The sequence below is a fragment of the Escherichia sp. TW09308 genome (assembly GCF_000208565.1).
Taxonomy (GTDB): Bacteria; Pseudomonadota; Gammaproteobacteria; order Enterobacterales; family Enterobacteriaceae; genus Escherichia; species Escherichia marmotae.
Genome location: NZ_AEME01000001.1, coordinates 1,720,891 through 1,738,211, shown reverse-complemented (window position 1 = coordinate 1,738,211; position 17,321 = coordinate 1,720,891). Strand labels below are relative to the sequence as shown.

16 protein-coding genes are annotated in these 17,321 nt (G+C 49.4%); 1 reads left to right on the top strand and 15 read right to left on the bottom strand.

Features of this window, described 5'->3' with window-relative positions:
• Positions 1-4: 4 nt before the first annotated feature.
• The 6 genes from ESM_RS0108440 to acrE all read right to left on the bottom strand — a co-directional run bounded on the left by ESM_RS0108440 (position 5) and on the right by acrE (position 8,568).
• Positions 5-1,108, bottom strand: a complete 1,104-nt coding sequence (locus ESM_RS0108440; RefSeq protein WP_010377484.1) for an amino acid ABC transporter permease — start codon at positions 1,106-1,108, stop codon at positions 5-7.
• 9 nt (positions 1,109-1,117) lie between these two features.
• Positions 1,118-2,299 carry an amino acid ABC transporter permease gene (locus ESM_RS0108435; RefSeq protein WP_000019641.1) on the bottom strand — a complete coding sequence of 394 codons (1,182 nt, stop codon included), beginning with the start codon at positions 2,297-2,299 and terminating at the stop codon, positions 1,118-1,120.
• A gap of 67 nt (positions 2,300-2,366) precedes the next feature.
• Positions 2,367-3,392: an amino acid ABC transporter substrate-binding protein gene (locus tag ESM_RS0108430; RefSeq protein WP_000738562.1), complete on the bottom strand. Its 1,026-nt coding sequence runs from the start codon at positions 3,390-3,392 to the stop codon at positions 2,367-2,369.
• Between the two features lie 429 nt (positions 3,393-3,821).
• A complete protein-coding gene (locus tag ESM_RS0108425) occupies positions 3,822-4,043 on the bottom strand; it encodes a lipoprotein (protein ID WP_000825670.1) in 222 nt (73 codons plus the stop codon).
• Between the two features lie 251 nt (positions 4,044-4,294).
• A complete protein-coding gene (gene acrF / locus ESM_RS0108420; protein WP_001273298.1) occupies positions 4,295-7,399 on the bottom strand; it encodes a multidrug efflux RND transporter permease subunit AcrF in 3,105 nt (1,034 codons plus the stop codon).
• 11 nt (positions 7,400-7,410) lie between these two features.
• On the bottom strand, positions 7,411-8,568 hold the full coding sequence (gene acrE, locus ESM_RS0108415) for a multidrug efflux RND transporter periplasmic adaptor subunit AcrE (protein ID WP_000170386.1): 1,158 nt from the start codon (positions 8,566-8,568) through the stop codon (positions 7,411-7,413).
• A gap of 395 nt (positions 8,569-8,963) precedes the next feature.
• Here acrE and envR point away from each other — a divergent pair, with 395 nt between their 5' ends.
• Positions 8,964-9,626, top strand: a complete 663-nt coding sequence (envR, locus tag ESM_RS0108410; protein ID WP_001129527.1) for an acrEF/envCD operon transcriptional regulator — start codon at positions 8,964-8,966, stop codon at positions 9,624-9,626.
• 2 nt (positions 9,627-9,628) lie between these two features.
• Here envR and ESM_RS0108405 read toward each other — a convergent pair whose 3' ends face one another.
• The 9 genes from ESM_RS0108405 to accB form a co-directional block, all read right to left on the bottom strand.
• Positions 9,629-9,808 (bottom strand): DUF2556 family protein, encoded by a 180-nt coding sequence (locus ESM_RS0108405; protein ID WP_001517193.1) that lies wholly within the window; start codon positions 9,806-9,808, stop codon positions 9,629-9,631.
• Positions 9,809-9,891: 83 nt separating this feature from the next.
• The gene (gene yhdJ, locus ESM_RS0108400; RefSeq protein WP_001258882.1) at positions 9,892-10,776 is read right to left on the bottom strand and encodes an adenine-specific DNA-methyltransferase; all 885 of its coding nucleotides are present in this window, start codon (positions 10,774-10,776) and stop codon (positions 9,892-9,894) included.
• A gap of 84 nt (positions 10,777-10,860) precedes the next feature.
• On the bottom strand, positions 10,861-11,157 hold the full coding sequence (fis, locus tag ESM_RS0108395) for a DNA-binding transcriptional regulator Fis (RefSeq protein ID WP_000462905.1): 297 nt from the start codon (positions 11,155-11,157) through the stop codon (positions 10,861-10,863).
• A gap of 25 nt (positions 11,158-11,182) precedes the next feature.
• Positions 11,183-12,148: a tRNA dihydrouridine synthase DusB gene (gene dusB, locus ESM_RS0108390; protein ID WP_001219652.1), complete on the bottom strand. Its 966-nt coding sequence runs from the start codon at positions 12,146-12,148 to the stop codon at positions 11,183-11,185.
• Positions 12,149-12,476: 328 nt separating this feature from the next.
• Positions 12,477-13,358: a 50S ribosomal protein L11 methyltransferase gene (gene prmA, locus ESM_RS0108385; protein WP_001145839.1), complete on the bottom strand. Its 882-nt coding sequence runs from the start codon at positions 13,356-13,358 to the stop codon at positions 12,477-12,479.
• 11 nt (positions 13,359-13,369) lie between these two features.
• On the bottom strand, positions 13,370-14,821 hold the full coding sequence (gene panF, locus ESM_RS0108380; protein WP_001175693.1) for a sodium/pantothenate symporter: 1,452 nt from the start codon (positions 14,819-14,821) through the stop codon (positions 13,370-13,372).
• Complete coding sequence (locus ESM_RS0108375; RefSeq protein WP_000381177.1) at positions 14,811-15,053, bottom strand: YhdT family protein; 243 nt, start codon at positions 15,051-15,053, stop codon at positions 14,811-14,813. The genes panF and ESM_RS0108375 overlap by 11 nt, the downstream gene beginning before the upstream one ends.
• Positions 15,054-15,161: 108 nt before the next feature.
• The gene (accC, locus tag ESM_RS0108370; RefSeq protein ID WP_000884623.1) at positions 15,162-16,511 is read right to left on the bottom strand and encodes an acetyl-CoA carboxylase biotin carboxylase subunit; all 1,350 of its coding nucleotides are present in this window, start codon (positions 16,509-16,511) and stop codon (positions 15,162-15,164) included.
• 10 nt (positions 16,512-16,521) lie between these two features.
• Complete coding sequence (gene accB / locus ESM_RS0108365; RefSeq protein ID WP_000354618.1) at positions 16,522-16,992, bottom strand: acetyl-CoA carboxylase biotin carboxyl carrier protein; 471 nt, start codon at positions 16,990-16,992, stop codon at positions 16,522-16,524.
• Positions 16,993-17,321 lie beyond the last annotated feature (329 nt).

Here is a 17,321-nt window from a genome sequence, read left to right as displayed (position 1 = left end):
GTCCTCAATGCGCTGTACGCTCGGTGTTAAAACGTTTTTCCAGATGTTGGCTATAACGCGACATACTGAAACAGAAGATCCAATAGATCAGTGCCGCGAAGACGTACCCTTCGGTCGACATGCCCAACCAGGCGGGATCAACGGTTGCCTGCTGAACGCTACTGAAAAGATCGAACAACCCGATAATGATCACCAGACTGGTATCTTTGAATAGTGCGATGATGGTGTTTACCAGCCCTGGAATAACCAGTTTCAGTGCCTGTGGCAGAATAACCAGCCCCTGGGTTTTCCAGTAACCCAACGCCAGCGACTCTGCAGCTTCATATTGACCTTTGGGGAGCGCCTGCAATCCACCTCGCACCACTTCCGCAACATAAGCGGACTGGAACAGGATCACTCCGACTAATGCACGGATCAGTTTGTCGATGCTGGTGCCTTCTGCCATAAATAACGGCAGCATCACTGACGACATAAACAACACGGTGATCAGCGGTACGCCACGCCAGAACTCGATAAAAATGACGGATAAGATACGCACAATCGGCATATGAGAACGGCGGCCTAACGCCAATAAAATCCCCCACGGCAGCGCCCCTGCAATCCCAACTGATGCAATAATCAAAGTAAGTGTTAGCCCACCCCATTGCCGGGTTTCAACTCGCTCAAGACCAAGAAAACCACCATACATTAGCCACCAGACAATAAGCGGGTAAATCACCGCCCATACCGCAATATAGCGACCGCGATGGGGGAGTATTTTCCAGAACATTGGTGCAATCGAAATCAGGCCAATCAGTAATGCCAGATTAATTCGCCAGCGTTGGTCGTGTGGGTAAAGCCCATACATAAACTGGCCAAATCGCTCGTGGATGAAGACCCAGCAGGCACCTGCTTTTGTACAGTCTGCGCGGGTTGACCCAACCCAGTTAGCCTGCAAAAAAGCCCAGTTCAGCAACGGTGGAATCAATTCCCACATCAGCCACAGGCAACCAATGGTCAGCAGACTATTACTCCAGCTTGAGAACAGATTTTTGCGCGCCCAAACTATAACGCGGCTTGGGTTATGGTTCGCCGGGCGCGGGGGATGAGACAGCAATACTTTCGTCATCATGACTCCTTAGCGTTCAACGATTGCGATACGGCGGTTATAGATATTCATCAGCAGTGAGATAGTCAGGCTGATAATCAGATAGACCGACATGGTCATGGCTATCGTCTCGATGGCCTGCCCGGTCTGGTTAAGCACGGTGCCGGCAAACAGTGAAACCATATCCGGATAGCCAATAGCGGCGGCAAGAGAAGAGTTTTTGACGATGTTGAGATACTGGCTGGTTAACGGAGGAATAATCACCCGCAGCGCCTGCGGAATAATCACCTGACGTAGTGTGACAGTATTGGGTAATCCCAGCGATCGGGCTGCTTCGTGTTGGCCATAAGGCACAGCCTGAATCCCTGCGCGGATAATCTCAGCGATAAATGCAGAGGTATAGACCGAAAGCGCCAACGTTAAGGCAGCCAGTTCAGGGATCAGCACCATACCACCGCGGAAGTTAAACCCTTGTAGGGCTGGAATGTTCCAGTGAAGTGCTGTGCCAAAAAGCCATTGCGCCAGCAAAGGTAAACCAATGATCATCACAGCGGCGACAGGCCATGTGCGACGTAGTTGACCGGTTTTTATCTGGTACGTTTTGTTGAAGCGAAATAGCCCAACAGAAATGGCTATAGCCATCACAACGGTCACGATAAACGCAAGAAATCCATCTCCCAGTTGCGGTGAGGGAATGTAAAGCCCGCGATTGCTCAAAAAGGCCAGATCAAACGCACTCACTGCCTGTCGCGGTCCGGGCAAATTGCGCAACACGGCAAAGTACCAGAAGAAGATTTGCAACAGCGGCGGAATATTACGGAAGATCTCAATATAAATTGTGGATAACTTTCGCAGTAACCAGTTCTCTGAAAGTCGCGCTAATCCAATAAAGAAGCCCAGAACAGAAGCGAACACAATACACAATGCTGAAACCAGTAGCGTATTGAGCAAACCGACAATAAAAACGCGTCCGTAGGTATCGCCCTGCTGGTAATCGATCAAATGCTGGACGATACCGAAGCCAGCGCCACGATCAAGAAAGGCAAACCCTGATGTAATGCCACGATTGCTTAGATTCGTCACGGTATTGTGAAATAGCCAACTAACAATGCCGACGACGGCAACAACGGCAAGGATTTGGAATAACCAGGCGCGAACCACAGGGTTGGCAAAGGAGAGTGAGCCTTTAACAGTTGGGCGGCGATGAGACATAGAAACCTCGAAAACCATAACGCTAAAGAGAGCGCCGCTGTAGCGACGCTCGTTACCTCACACTTACTTAACGCACGGGCGGTGCATATTGGATGCCACCGTTATTCCAGAGGTTATTTTGACCCCGTTTAATTTTCAGCGGACTTTCGGAGCCGACGTTGCGCTCAAAAATTTCCGAGTAATTACCTACCTGTTTGATGATGTTGTAGGCCCACTTGTTATCCAGTTTCAGATCCTTACCGTAATCGCCTTCTTTACCCAGCAGGTGCGCCATATCTGGTGTTGCCGGATTTGCTGCTTTTTCATCGACGTTCTGTGAATTAACGCCCATCTCTTCAGCATTCAGCATGGCGAACAGGGTCCAGCGCACAATAGAAAACCATTCGTCATCGCCACGACGAACCACCGGGCCAAGCGGTTCTTTAGAGATAACTTCCGGCAGAACAATCCATTCGGCAGGGTTACTTAATTTGATACGCAAGGCATACAGTTGTGATTGATCCGAAGCCAGAGTATCGCAGCGACCAGACTCCAGTGCCTTCGCGGATTCGTCAGAGCGATCGAAAGTCACTGGCGTGTACTTCATATTGTTTGCCTTGAAGTAATCGGCAACGTTGAGTTCGGTATCCGTACCCGCCTGAATACAGACAGTTGCGCCATCAAGTTCCTTCGCGCTTTTTAACCCTGCTTTGTCATGTGTCAGGAAACCAATGCCGTCGTAATAAGTGACGCCAGTAAATACCATTCCCATGCCTGCGTCGCGAGATGAAGTCCAGGTCGTATTACGGGAGAGTAAGTCCACTTCTCCGGATTGCAATGCAGTAAAGCGTTCTTTTGCGGTGAGCGGCGTATATTTCACTTTCGTGTCGTCGCCAAATACAGCAGCGGCAACACCACGACAAACATCAACATCAATACCAGAAAACTTACCGTCTGCATCAGCATAAGAGAACCCCGGTAATCCGTCGCTGATCCCGCATTGCACAAAACCTTTTTTCTTTACAGCATCGAGCGTCGCGCCAGCATGCGCCTGATTTGCAACGGCAAGCAGCACGCTGGCGGCAGCCAGTGTGGCTATCATCATCTTTTTCATAATGCTTCCTGTAAGGCGAAAATTATCGTTATAGAACGTTTGGGAAACGTTTTTTACCTGTCTGTGGCCATCCTCTTATAAGCAAAAGTAGTGCCAGTTTTTGCGCACGATTCCGCGACGCAATAAGCAGAGTGTAGACAGGAAATAATAGAAACAGCGCCCCGCAATGGTGCGAAAATGAAACATGCGCCACATTTTGGCGCAAAATATTTACGCGTATTTTACTAAGCAGAATAATGATTGTTAGCGTGAGTATCAGAAGGGATGATGTTATTGAAAAATAAATTCATGCGTTATTTCGATAGAAAGGCAAGCGACGAGATAAAATGCTTAATTAAAAGGGAATTAGCCAGCGGAATATAGCAATGTTTAACGTATAGAAAGATTCTGTATCGTTAAACAGAGCGCGGAAGTCCGCGCTCTGTTCAGTTATTTTGACAGAGCAATAATCCCCATTGTCAGGCCAGCGACAGCCGCTGCCCCGCCAGCAATAGCTCCGGCAGTTTCCCAGTTATCCTGCGTCGTTCCTTTCATACAGGTATTGGTGTGAACCAGACGGCCCTGATCGTCATAAACCGGAACGCAAGGGGAATCGTGAGCACAACCCGCCAGCAATGCGGTGAGCAATGCCACAGAAATTAATCTTTTCATGATGTTACCTCAATAATAACGCTATCGTTTAATAAGTGAATTCTCTTATTAACGATCTGGATATTATTTTATCATTGGTAGTTATAATTCTTTTAGGATGAATAATGACAAATTATGTGAATTGTAAAAATAGTGAAGGGAGAAGGTGCAAATGAGTTGCTGGTTATAGAAAAAATAATGCTTATCCTATTAATTATTCTCATTTTTCCAGAAAATTTAAAAGGCGTCGAAGACGCCTTTATGTTTCTGATTTACCCTTTGAAGCAACGGCGGATCACGACAAAGAACACCGGCACGAAGAAAATAGCCAGCAATGTTGCAGAGACCATGCCACCCATTACACCGATACCCACTGCGTTCTGAGCGCCGCTCCCGGCACCGTTACTGATAGCCAGCGGCAACACGCCGAGTATAAATGCGAGGGATGTCATCAGGATAGGTCGCAGACGCATGCGCACCGCCATTAGCGTTGCTTCGATAACGCCTTTACTTTCTTTCTCCATCAGGTCTTTGGCGAACTCAACAATCAAAATGGCGTTTTTGGCTGATAAGCCAATTGTCGTTAACAAGCCCACCATAAAATAAACGTCATTTTTCTGATTAAAGAGTGTTGCAGCCAGCAGTACGCCGACAATCCCTAATGGCACGACCAGCATAACCGAGACGGGAATTGACCAGCTTTCATAGAGCGCCGCAAGGCACAGGAAAACCACCAGGAAGGAGATTGCTACCAGGGCAGGAGCCTGGTTACCCGATAAGCGTTCCTGATACGACATCCCCGTCCAGTCATAACCAATGCCGGCAGGTAATTTTGACGCAAGATTTTCCATCAGCGCCATCGCATCACCGGAACTGGTTCCTGGCGCGGCTTCCCCCTGAATCTCCATTGAAGGCAGGCCGTTGTAGCGTTCCAGTCGCGGAGAACCATACACCCAATGTGCAGTGGTAAAGGCAGAGAATGGCACCATTTCACCGTTGGCGCTGCGGACATAAAGTTTATCGACATCTTCTGGCAGCATACGGAATTTTGCATCAGCCTGAACGTACACTTTTTTTACCCGTCCACGGTCGATGAAGTCGTTAACGTAAGTTCCGCCCAACGCCGTAGAAATGGTCTGATTGATATCAGAAAGCGAAACGCCTAATGCCTGTGCCTTTTCCTGGTCAACTTCAAGTTTGAACTGCGCGGTATCTTCCAGACCATTGGGACGTACACTGACTAAGCTGTCAGGATGTTGCGCCGCCATACCAAGCAACTGGTTGCGGGCCTGGGTTAGGGCATCGTGCCCCAGACCGGCCTGATCGATTAACTCAAAGTCGAATCCCGTTGCTGTGCCCAGTTCAACAATGGCTGGCATATTGAACGGAATGACAAAACCGTCGCGGATCTTGCCCAGCTCCATTTTGGCGCGGTGGATAACTGCTTCCGCGCTGTTTTCATCGCCACCACGTTTTTCCCACGGTTTCAGGCTGACGAAGGCCATCCCGGCGTTTTGTGCCTGGCCGCTGAAGCTAAATCCGTTAACCGTAAAGACGCTTTCAACGTTCGCTTTCTCGTTCTTCAGATAGTAATCCGTCACTTGATCCAACACTTTTTGCGTCCGCTCTTGCGTCGCGCCAGCAGGAAGTTGAATCATGGTCAGAAAGACCCCCTGATCTTCTTCCGGCAAAAAGGAAGAAGGGAGACGTAAAAACAACACTACCATTCCGGCAACTATCAGCGCATAGATCAGTAAATATCGCCCTGTGGAACCGAGGATTTTGCCAACGCTATTGGTATAGTGGTTAACGCTATGATCGAAAGTGGTATTAAACCAGCCGAAGAAACCGCTCTTTTTATCGTGATGTTCGGCAGAGACTGGTTTGAGTAGCGTTGCGCATAATGCAGGGGTGAGAATCAATGCCACCAGTACGGAAAGCGCCATTGCCGAAACAATGGTGATAGAAAACTGGCGATAAATTGCCCCTGTGGAACCGCCGAAGAATGCCATCGGAATAAAAACCGCTGACAGCACCATCGCAATACCCACCAGTGCGCCCTGAATTTGCGACATCGATTTTTCCGTCGCTTCTTTTGGCGGGAGATTATCCTCCATCATCACGCGCTCGACGTTCTCTACCACCACTATCGCATCATCGACGAGCAGCCCGATGGCAAGCACCATTCCAAACATTGTTAGTGTGTTGATGGAGTAACCAAAAGCGGCGAGGATGGCAAACGTCCCTAACAGCACTACGGGCACAGCAATGGTGGGGATCAGCGTTGCTCGCATATTCTGCAAGAACAGATACATCACCAGAAACACCAGGATAATGGCTTCAACCAGCGTTTTTACCACTTCGTGAATAGAAAGCTGGACGAATGGTGTGGTGTCATAAGGGTAGAGAACCTTCATTCCCTGCGGGAAGAATGGCTGTAATTCTGCCAGTTTCGCCTTAATGGCTTTCGCCGTATCGAGGGCGTTCGCGCCAGTGGCTAGTTTAATACCCAGACCCGCTGCCGGTTTACCGTTGATACGGGCGATGACGTTATAGTTTTCACCACCAAGCTCAACACGGGCGACATCTTTCAGGCGAACCACTGAACCGTCGCTGTTCACGCGCAGGGTGACTTTGCTGAACTCTTCCGGATTTTTTAACCGGGTCTGAGCAATAATCGAGGCGTTCAACTGTTGCCCAGGCAACGCTGGTGTTCCGCCCAGTTGCCCGGCAGCTATCTGATCGTTCTGCACTTTCAACTGGTTAATCACATCAACCGGTGTCAGTTTATATTTGTTTAGCAGGTCGGCGTCCAGCCAGATACGCATCGCATACTGTGCGCCAAAGAGTTGCACGTCACCAACGCCATTCAGGCGGCTAAGCGTATCTTTAACGTTAGAGGCCACATAGTCCGAGATATCGTCCTGAGTGGTACTGGGATTATCAGAGACAAAACCTGCCACCATCAAATAACTGCTACTGGACTTTTCAACGCTAATCCCCTGTTGTTGAACTTCCTGCGGCAGCAACGGCGTGGCAAGTTGGAGTTTGTTCTGCACCTGGACTTGCGCGATATCTGGATCTGTCCCTGACTGGAAAGTGAGGGTAATTGTTACGCTACCGGCGGAATCGCTGGTGGAGGACATATACATCAGGTTATCGATACCATTCATATTCTGTTCGATAACCTGCGTCACCGTATCCTGTACGGTCTGTGCATCAGCACCCGGATAGTTTGCCGAAACAGAAACCGCAGGCGGCGCAATGGTTGGGTATTGGGCGATAGGTAATTGTAGGATCGCCAGTACGCCTGCCATCATCAGAATAATGGCCAGCACCCATGCAAATATCGGTCGTCGAATAAAAAAGTTTGCCATGTCTGATTGCCTTACTTCGACGCAGTATCTGCGGGGGTATCGGTCGTGGCTTTAATCTGTTCTCCCGGACGCGCTTTTTGCAGACCGCTGACAATGACTTGATCGCCAGATTTCAGCCCTTCGCTAATTAACCATTTATCGCCAATCGCCTGGCTGGCAACGACTGGACGCGCTTCAACCTGACTTTTCTCATTCACAATCAGCACGGTTGCATCGCCACGCGGTGTGCGGCTGACGCCTTGTTGCGGAATAAGAATGGCATCAGGTTGTACACCTTCATCAATCCGGGCGCGCACAAACATACCCGGCAGAAGCGTATGCTGTGGGTTAGGGAAAACCGCACGTAGGGTTATGGAACCAGTGCTTTCATCCACGGTCACATCGGAGAATTGCAGTGTGCCTTTCAGGGGATAAGTTTGACCGTTTTCCATGACCAGCTCTACGTTGCTGGTGGTGTTTTCCTTATGTAAATTTCCTTGCTCTACGGACTGCTTCAGTCTCATGAAATCATTGCTTGATTGGGTCACATCGACGTAGATAGGATCGAGTTGCTGGACAGTCGCCAGTTCAGTCGTTTGCCCGTTAGTGACGAGAGCACCTTCGGTCACAGTCGATTTGCCGATACGTCCGCTAATTGGCACGGTTACTTTGGTATAAGCGAGATTGATGCGGGCGCTTTCGACCGTGGCTTTTGCGGCAATCACGGCGGCATCGGCCTGGCGGGCATCAGCAATGGCCTGATCGTACTCCTGCTGACTGATGTATTTTGTGCCCACGAGCGGAACGTAACGTTTTACCGTCAAATGCGCGATGGAAGCGGCGGCTTCACTTTTCGCCAGTTCACCTTTCGCACTGTCATAACTTGCCTGATAGGTCGCTGGATCAATCTGGTACAGGGACTGACCTGCTTGCACATCGCTGCCTTCAGTGAAATTACGATTTAGTACGATCCCGTTAACCTGTGGGCGAACTTCGGCAATACGGAAAGCGTTGGTACGGCCAGGTAATTCAGTTTTAACTTCTAACGGGGCAGTTTTCACAACATGAACGGTAACCTGCGGTTCACCGACGTGAACTTTCTCTTCTCCCTTATCGTTGCAACCCGCGATTAACGCTGCGGAGATCATGATAAAGGGGGGCAGGAGGAAAAACCTGGCATATTTCGTCATTACTATTCCTCAAAAAAACAAAAGCGCGTTATTTGCCAGAAAAAGGCAACGCGTTAACTCGCAGAAATAAAAATACAGTTCGCTATCCTACAAATTATCGTCCGGCGATGTAATAAATAGTTATGAATACTGGCCTCTCAAGGCACATAAACACAAAAATAGATTCGTGTTCTAATGTTTTGTTTTGATGTGAATTGAAGGGAGAGGAATTGTTTTGACGCAAATTGAAACGTACATTCATTAAATAAATGTATTCTACGTCAATAATGGATTTTGTTTATTTGACGATTTATAGCAGGTGAATTTTAGCCTCTCGTATAAATAAATATTGGGTGATACATTACCTTTCATTATTTCCTTTATGTCTAATGTATTTATTTCCTGAATAATTAATCATGGCAAAAAGAACCAAAGCTGAAGCTCTGAAGACCCGGCAAGAACTGATTGAAACCGCCATCGCCCAGTTTGCGCAGCATGGTGTAAGCAAGACGACGCTCAATGATATCGCTGACGCTGCCAACGTCACGCGTGGCGCTATCTACTGGCATTTCGAAAACAAGACCCAACTGTTTAATGAGATGTGGCTGCAACAGCCTTCATTGCGGGAGTTAATTCAGGAGCGGTTGACGGCAGGGGCAGAGCATAACCCGTTTCAGCAATTGCGTGAAAAACTGATTGTTGGCTTGCAATATATTGCCGAAATTCCACGCCAACAAGCATTACTGCAAATTTTATATCACAAATGTGAATTTAATGATGAGATGCTGGCAGAGGCCGTAATACGCGAGAAGATGGGTTTTAATCCGCAGATTCTGCGCGAAATATTGCAGGCATGTCAGCAACAAGGCTGTGTGGAAAATAATCTCGATTTAGATGTAGTGATGATTATTATTGAGGGTGCTTTCTGCGGAATTGTCAAAAACTGGTTAATGAATATGGCGGGTTACGATCTTTATAAACACGCACCCGCCTTAGTCGATAACGTATTAAGAATGTTCATACCAGATAAAAATGTAGCAAAACTAATTCATAAAACAAATGAATTAGATATCGTATAAGCTTACATTCTGTTGTAGAAATCCAGTTCGTCACAGTTAACCAGTTTAAGTGGATTAACCGAATTCATATTGCGGCATTTGTCTGTTTCTGTAGCCAACAGCTCAATCCATTGCATCAGTAAAGTATCAAACAGAAAAACGGAGACAGCGAAAACGACGAGCCACCAATACTTGCGAATCATTACCTGAGCCTGTGCATGTTTAACCAAGTCTGGCAGGAAATATACACGAAATGAATAATCTGAAAACCAGGCTTACACTTCCTTTACTTTGCAATGAGATCGGGGTCAACTTCGCTGACCCGGCATCGTTTTGACAGGTTGCCGGTCTTTCTTTTTTTTACTTTCGCCAGCTCTTCCACGGAGTAATGTGACGCGATACCCAGTCGTCGGAGCCCCATCTTGATGTACTCGCTGTTAATCTCAATACCAATGAATTTTCGCCCGGTTGTGACGGCGACCGCGCCGGTGGTAAAACTGCCCGCAAACGGGTCGAGAACGATATCTCCAGGGTTTGAAGAGGCGAGAATAATGCGTTTCAGCAATGCTTCCGGCTTTTGCGTCGGATGGTTTTCATATTCATCCATCAAATAACGCACGCGCGGAAAATCCCAGACGTTGCCCGGTACTTTTTGATTATTGTAAGGCTGCGGAGGATTTTTACGATAATCGATCAACGCGCGCTGCGATCCGGTTTTGGCTTCTACCAGAATAGCATCGCTGTTAAATGTGTAGTTCTTTGCGTCTTTCACCATCATCAAGATAGGTTCGTACATGGAGCCGTAGTGTTTCTTCGCCTGTACCCCAGAACTGTCATATGACCAGACGATGCGACTTTTGATGGTAAAAAGTTTGCGACACTGGATATCGATAAAGGGCATGTTTTCGGTGCTGTTCATGATGTACATGCAGCCCTGTTTTTTAAGGATGCGGTGGCACTCTGCAATCACTTCAAATAGCCAGTTAATAAACAGATCTTCTTTCCATGCTTCGATCAGACCATCAAAATTTTTGCCGATGTTATAAGGCGGGTCGGCAAAGATCAGATCGATGCTCCCGGTGGGGATTTTTTTTAGCTCGGCTAATGCATCACCCTGAATGATCGTTTTTGTTTCATCGCCAAACCGGGTGGGTTCACATCCTGTTCTCATGGTCACTCCCTTTGTGACGCCTTAAAAAAGGCGCTTCCCCATGCCGAGTAGCGCCTTTTTAATCAAGCATTTAGCTAACCTGAATTAGTTCATGCCGTACTTTTTCAGTTTTTTACGCAGTGTACCACGGTTGATGCCCATCATCAGCGCAGCACGGGTCTGATTACCACGGGTGTATTGCATCACCATGTCCAACAGGGGCTGTTCTACTTCAGCCAGTACCAGCTCATAGAGGTCATTAACATCCTGACCATTCAGTTGAGCAAAATAGTTCTTCAGTGCCTGTTTAACCGAGTCACGCAGGGGTTTTTGGGTTACCTGATCCTGAGAGTTAACGGTAGAAACGGTCAGTACGTCAGAATTTACGCGTTGTTCGAACATAGTTCTGTCAGCTCTTTATTTCTGTTTACGCAAAATTTTCGAAGTATGCCTCCAACGCCTCCAGCTGTTCGCTGGCATCCTCAATGGCGTTGAATGTGCGCCGAAACTGGTCATTTGGAGCGTGTTCCTGGAGATACCAGGAAACGTGTTTACGTGCAATTCGGTAACCTTTCGCCGGACCATAAAAGTCATGCAGTTCCCGAACATGCGCGCAAAGCAAGCGCTTAACCTCTGCCAAAGGCAGCGGGGGCAGCAACTCCCCAGTGTCCAGATAATGCTGGATTTCCCGAAAGATCCAGGGTCTTCCCTGAGCTGCGCGGCCTATCATCAGGGCATCCGCCCCTGTATAGTCGAGCACAGCTCTGGCTTTAAGCGGGTCAGTAATGTCGCCATTCGCGATAACCGGAATGGAAACTTTCTGCTTAACTGCCCGAATACTGTCGTATTCAGCTTCTCCATTGAACAAACAGGCGCGTGTACGACCATGAATGGTCAGAGCCTGAATGCCACAGTCTTCAGCCAGTTGGGCAATCTCTTCGCAGTTACGGTGTTCCGGCGCCCAACCGGTGCGAATCTTCAGAGTGACAGGAACGTCCACTGCATTGACGACCTCGGTAAGGATCGATTTAACGACATCCGGGTACTGCAAGAGGGCTGAGCCTGCGAGCTTGCGATTCACTTTTTTAGCCGGGCAACCCATATTGATATCAATAATTTGGGCACCGCTTTCCACGTTAATACGTGCAGCATCCGCCATTTCTTTCGGATCGCTACCGGCAATTTGCACGGTGCGAATACCGGGTTCATCAATGTGCACCATCCGTAAACGAGATTTGTCGCTTTCCCAAACCTGAGGGTTAGAAGACATCATCTCGGATACTGTCAATCCGGCTCCCATCTCGTAGCACAACGTCCGAAAAGGTCTGTCTGTAATGCCAGCCATGGGCGCTGCGATCAGGCGATTTCTGAGCTGATATTGTCCGATGCGCATGAGTTAAGAAATGACCATACTGTGACTGCAAGGCGGCGTATATTACGCATTTTTTGCACGAGATGAAAGGCCAAACTTTGACCAATCCTCTGAGATGGATCAAAGAATTGCATTTAAAATGAACGCCGCGGAATAATTAGTCATAAAAATCATCACATTAGAAACAAGTGGCTAAAATTTGCACTCAAAGAAATTTGAGTAAGTTCTCAATTTTTCTTTATGAATGAAAATTCAGGCACGTGAATTTGCTCAAATAATCAGCAAATTCACGTGCCTTTTGTGATGTTGCTCGCACTTCGCGCTACACCACTATGCCGCATTGTGAAGGTTAATTCTTACGACCGGTAATGCGACACCACTCTTCTTTTTCCACAACCGGGTCGAGCGTGAAGCTATCGGCATACGCTTCACAAACGCTCTCTGCCTGGCTTGCCAGGATACCGGAAAGGCCCAGTAAACCGCCTGAAACCGGCAGGACGCTGATTAACGGCGCCAGTTCACGTAACGGGCCTGCGAGAATGTTAGCGACCACCACGTCGGCCTTCATTGCTTCAGGCTGATCTTTCGGGAGATAGAGTTCCAGTCGATCAGAAACACCATTACGTTCAGCATTGTCGCGGCTGGCCTGAATGGCCTGTGGGTCGATATCAATACCAATAGCTTTTGCTGCGCCCAACTTCAGCGCCGCGATAGCCAGAATGCCGGAACCACAGCCAAAGTCGATGACCGTTTTACCGGTTAAATCGAGGCTGTCGAGCCATTGCAGGCACAGAGAGGTGGTTGGATGAGTGCCCGTACCAAACGCCAGACCCGGATCTAACATCACGTTGACAGCATTTTCGTCTGGTACATCGCGCCAGCTTGGACAGATCCACAGACGTTCGCCAAAGCGCATCGGGTGGAAATTATCCATCCACTCGCGTTCCCAGTCTTTATCCTCCAGTTGCTCGATTTTATGCGCGAAGCCCGCGCCGAGTAGCGGATGGTTTTCCAGAATCGCCACAACTTCATTCATGTCTGTTTCTGCGTCAAACAGACCAATCACATCGGTGTCGCCCCACAGGCGAGTTTCGCCCGGCAGTGGCTCAAACACTGGCGTATCGTGGGTATCCTGAAAAGTGATAGAAACGGCACCTGCCTCCATCAGCGCATCGCTAAGATCTTCTGCATTCGCGCCGGTGGTGTTCAGTTTCAGTTGGATCCAAGGCATGGCAAAACTCTTTATTTATCAGTAGTCAAAACGGTAGCTTGCGGGACGGATGTACCGAAACGGTTTCCGACCAGGAAAGCCAGCAAACTTAGCAGTAACGAGGGCACGATAGGGTGGAAGCCCAGGTACTGAATATTTAGGGTTGCAAGTACGGCATACAGAACGCCGCCGACGATCATCGCGCTTAGCGCGCCTTTGGCGTTAGCGCGCTCCCAGTAAAGGCCCAGCACCAATGGCCACAGGAAGACGGCTTCAAGACCACCGAAGGCCAGCAAATTTAACCAGATGATCATTTCTGGCGGCTTCCAGGCGGCAAGCAGCAGCAACGCGCCGAGAACCAACGTAATCACCGCCGACATCCGCTTCAGACGCGTCTCGTTTTGCATTTGTTCCGGACGGATATTCAGATAGAGATCTTTAATGATCGTAGCGGAACTTTGCAGCAATTGGGCATTGATCGTCGACATAATCGCGGCCATTGGGGCGGCAAGGAAGATCCCGGCAGCAAACGGCGGCAACACTTTTACCATCAACGTTGGGATCACCAGATCCGGCACGGTGAGATCAGGGATCACCGCGCGGCCTAACGCGCCAGCCAGATGCATACCAAACATCAGGATCGCCACCACAATTGTACCGATGATGATCCCCCGATGTACCGCTTTGCTGTCTTTATAAGAGATACAGCGCACCGCGGTATGCGGCAGGCCAATCACCCCAAAGCACACCAGAACCCAGAACGAAGTCATGAAGGCAGGCGACAGAATATCATCAGCGCCTTGTGGTGTTACCAGTTGCGGATCAATGGATTGTAGCGTCTCTACTGCGTTGCTTAAGCCGCCAGCAGCATGGACCACGCCGACCAGTAGCACAATGGTGCCAATCAGCATCACCAGCCCTTGCATAGTGTCGTTCAGCACACTGGCGCGAAAGCCACCAAAGGCGGTATACAACGCAATACTGATGCCGAAAATCAGCAGGCCGGTTTCATAAGGAATGCCAGCAGCGGTTTCCAGTAGACGCGCACCGCCGATAAACTGCACGGTCATTGCACCAACGAATGCTACCAGCAAACTCAAACTCGCCAGCCACACCAGCAAACGGCTCTGGTAGCGGGCAAACAGCATATCGTTCAGCGTTACCGCATTGTAGCGGCGCGCGAGAATAGCGAACTTCTTGCCGAGAATACCGAGCGAAAGCCAGACAGCAGGTAGCTGAATCATCGCCAGCAATACCCAGCCCAGCCCGTATTTATAAGCAGCGCCGGGTCCGCCGATAAACGAACTAGCGCTGATATAGGTTGCGGTGAGCGTCATCGCCAGCACAATACCGCCCATAGAGCGGCTGCCGAGGAAATACTCATTCAGGAAAGTGCCCGTGTTCCGTTTACGCATCGCATAAACCGAAATCCCGAACACCACCACCAGATAGGCGACCAGCGGTAGAATCACTTCAAGCTGCATCGTCATCCTCCAGCGGAATATCGCGATAGATAAATTTCACCATCGCCCAGCACAGTCCAATAAACAGCAGCGGCGTCAGGATGCAGGCCATCTCAAACCAGCGCGGAAAACCGGTAAAACCGGGGGCAACGCCAGGTAAGTAAGCAGCTACTAACCAAACAAGCAGATACAAAAGGGTCAGCCCCAGCGCCCAGCGCGCCTCTTTATGGGCCTGAACAAAACGAGTGTCCATTTTTTGTCCCTGATGGGTGAAGAAAGCGGGGATTGTACCTTATGGGGCTTGCCGATCCCCAGAAATAAAAAAGGCCGGAAAATCCGGCCTTTTGACGCTGTTGCAGTCTTATTTTTCCTGAAGACCGAGTTTTTTCTCCAGATAGTGGATGTTAGTGCCACCATGCTGGAAGTTCTCGTCGTTCATGATGCGGATCTGCAGATCAACGTTGGTTTTGATACCGTCGATGATTAGCTCCTGCAGCGCATTCTTCATGCGTGCAATCGCCACATCACGGTTTTCACCGTAGCAAATCAGTTTGCCGATCATTGAGTCATAGTACGGCGGCACGGTGTAGCCAGCGTAGATATGAGACTCCCAACGCACGCCAAAACCGCCAGGTGCGTGGAAACGGGTGATTTTGCCCGGGCTTGGCAGGAAGGTGTTTGGATCTTCGGCATTGATACGGCATTCCACCGCATGGCCGCGAACATGAACTTCTTCTTGCTTGATCGACAGCGGTTGACCGGCAGCGATACGCAACTGCTCTTTGATCAGGTCAACGCCGGTGATCATTTCAGTAACCGGGTGTTCTACCTGAATACGGGTGTTCATTTCGATGAAATAGAATTCGCCGTTTTCAAACAGGAATTCGAAAGTACCTGCTCCGCGATAGCCGATATCAACACACGCTTTGGCACAACGTTCGCCAATGTAGCGACGCAGTTCCGGGGTAATGCCCGGTGCTGGCGCTTCTTCGACCACTTTCTGGTGACGGCGCTGCATGGAGCAGTCACGTTCAGCCAGATAGATAGCGTTGCCCTGGCCGTCCGCCAGTACCTGAATCTCGACGTGGCGAGGATTTTCCAGGTATTTCTCCATGTAAACCATATCGTTGCTGAAAGCAGCTTTCGCTTCCGCACGCGTCATGGAGATGGATTGCGCCAGTTCAGCGTCGCTGCGCACTACGCGCATACCGCGACCGCCGCCGCCGCCGGAAGCTTTGATAATTACCGGGTAACCAATGCGTTTAGCAATGGCGCGGTTTTTATCCATATCGTCGCCCAGCGGGCCGTCAGACCCTGGTACACAAGGGACGCCAGCTTTTTTCATCGCGGCAATTGCCGACACTTTGTCACCCATCAGGCGAATGGTGTCTGCTTTCGGGCCGATGAAGATAAAGCCAGAGCGTTCAACCTGCTCAGCAAAATTGGCGTTTTCGGAAAGGAAGCCGTAACCCGGATGGATTGCTACTGCGCCAGTGATTTCAGCGGCGCTGATGATTGCCGGGATGTTCAGATAGCTTTTTACTGACGGAGCAGGGCCAATACAGACCGTTTCATCTGCCAGTAATACGTGTTTTAGGTCGCGATCCGCGCTGGAGTGCACTGCGACAGTCTTGATGCCCAGTTCTTTACAGGCACGAAGAATACGCAATGCAATCTCGCCACGGTTGGCAATAACAATTTTATCCAGCATGTTCGCCTCGTTACTCGATGACGACCAGCGGCTCGTCAAATTCTACCGGTTGTCCACTTTCGACCAGAATTGCTTTCACAGTACCGGATTTGTCTGCTTCGATCTGGTTCATCATTTTCATGGCTTCAACGATGCACAGGGTATCGCCCACGTTCACTTTCTGACCCACTTCGATGAACGCTTTCGCGTCCGGGCTTGGGGTGCGATAGAAAGTACCAACCATTGGGGAACGTACGATGTGACCACTGATTTCCGCTGCTGCTGGCGCTTCCATGGAAGGAACGGTCGCCGGAGCGGCTGCGTTAGACTGAGCTGGCTGCTGCATCATTGGTGCAGCGTAAGCTTGTTGCATCATCGGGAAACTTGCGGCAGGTGCTGCACGGCTGATGCGTACTGACTCTTCGCCTTCAGAAATTTCCAGTTCAGAGATGCCTGATTCTTCAACCAGCTCGATCAGTTTTTTAATCTTACGAATATCCATGAGTGGGTTCCGTACTCTTTGTTTAGTGTGATTGTGACAGGCGTTTCACCGCCGTCTGTAAAGCGTATGCCCCGACAGTAGCTGTATGCATAGCGATAAATTCCAGCCAGCCGGGACGCCGGTCTATTTTGCCCCAGAGTGTCAATGTGAGACTTGACGGACATTGTGCAGCGATCTGCTGCCATTCTCCGGCAAAAAACAAAATATACCTTCGTTTCGCCATTGTCACCTTTTCCGCAGCTCAAAAACTGCGTCAGGGAGAACGAGGTCGCACATTATAACGATTTCGTAGCAAATGGCAGCTAAATACTGGTCTTATCAGGGAAGAT

Bases quoted from the DNA above. Each gene is read 5' to 3' on its own strand.
- ESM_RS0108375 (WP_000381177.1), bottom strand. From the start codon at position 15,053: ATGGACACTCGTTTTGTTCAGGCCCATAAAGAGGCGCGCTGGGCGCTG.
- ESM_RS0108405 (WP_001517193.1), bottom strand. From the start codon at position 9,808: ATGATTCGCAAGTATTGGTGGCTCGTCGTTTTCGCTGTCTCCGTTTTT.
- yhdJ (WP_001258882.1), bottom strand. From the start codon at position 10,776: ATGAGAACAGGATGTGAACCCACCCGGTTTGGCGATGAAACAAAAACG.
- panF (WP_001175693.1), bottom strand. From the start codon at position 14,821: ATGCAGCTTGAAGTGATTCTACCGCTGGTCGCCTATCTGGTGGTGGTG.
- accB (WP_000354618.1), bottom strand. From the start codon at position 16,992: ATGGATATTCGTAAGATTAAAAAACTGATCGAGCTGGTTGAAGAATCA.
- dusB (WP_001219652.1), bottom strand. From the start codon at position 12,148: ATGCGCATCGGACAATATCAGCTCAGAAATCGCCTGATCGCAGCGCCC.
- ESM_RS0108435 (WP_000019641.1), bottom strand. From the start codon at position 2,299: ATGTCTCATCGCCGCCCAACTGTTAAAGGCTCACTCTCCTTTGCCAAC.
- fis (WP_000462905.1), bottom strand. From the start codon at position 11,157: ATGTTCGAACAACGCGTAAATTCTGACGTACTGACCGTTTCTACCGTT.
- acrF (WP_001273298.1), bottom strand. From the start codon at position 7,399: ATGGCAAACTTTTTTATTCGACGACCGATATTTGCATGGGTGCTGGCC.
- ESM_RS0108425 (WP_000825670.1), bottom strand. From the start codon at position 4,043: ATGAAAAGATTAATTTCTGTGGCATTGCTCACCGCATTGCTGGCGGGT.
- ESM_RS0108430 (WP_000738562.1), bottom strand. From the start codon at position 3,392: ATGAAAAAGATGATGATAGCCACACTGGCTGCCGCCAGCGTGCTGCTT.
- prmA (WP_001145839.1), bottom strand. From the start codon at position 13,358: ATGCCTTGGATCCAACTGAAACTGAACACCACCGGCGCGAATGCAGAA.
- accC (WP_000884623.1), bottom strand. From the start codon at position 16,511: ATGCTGGATAAAATTGTTATTGCCAACCGTGGCGAGATTGCATTGCGT.
- envR (WP_001129527.1), top strand. From the start codon at position 8,964: ATGGCAAAAAGAACCAAAGCTGAAGCTCTGAAGACCCGGCAAGAACTG.
- acrE (WP_000170386.1), bottom strand. From the start codon at position 8,568: ATGACGAAATATGCCAGGTTTTTCCTCCTGCCCCCCTTTATCATGATC.
- ESM_RS0108440 (WP_010377484.1), bottom strand. From the start codon at position 1,108: ATGACGAAAGTATTGCTGTCTCATCCCCCGCGCCCGGCGAACCATAAC.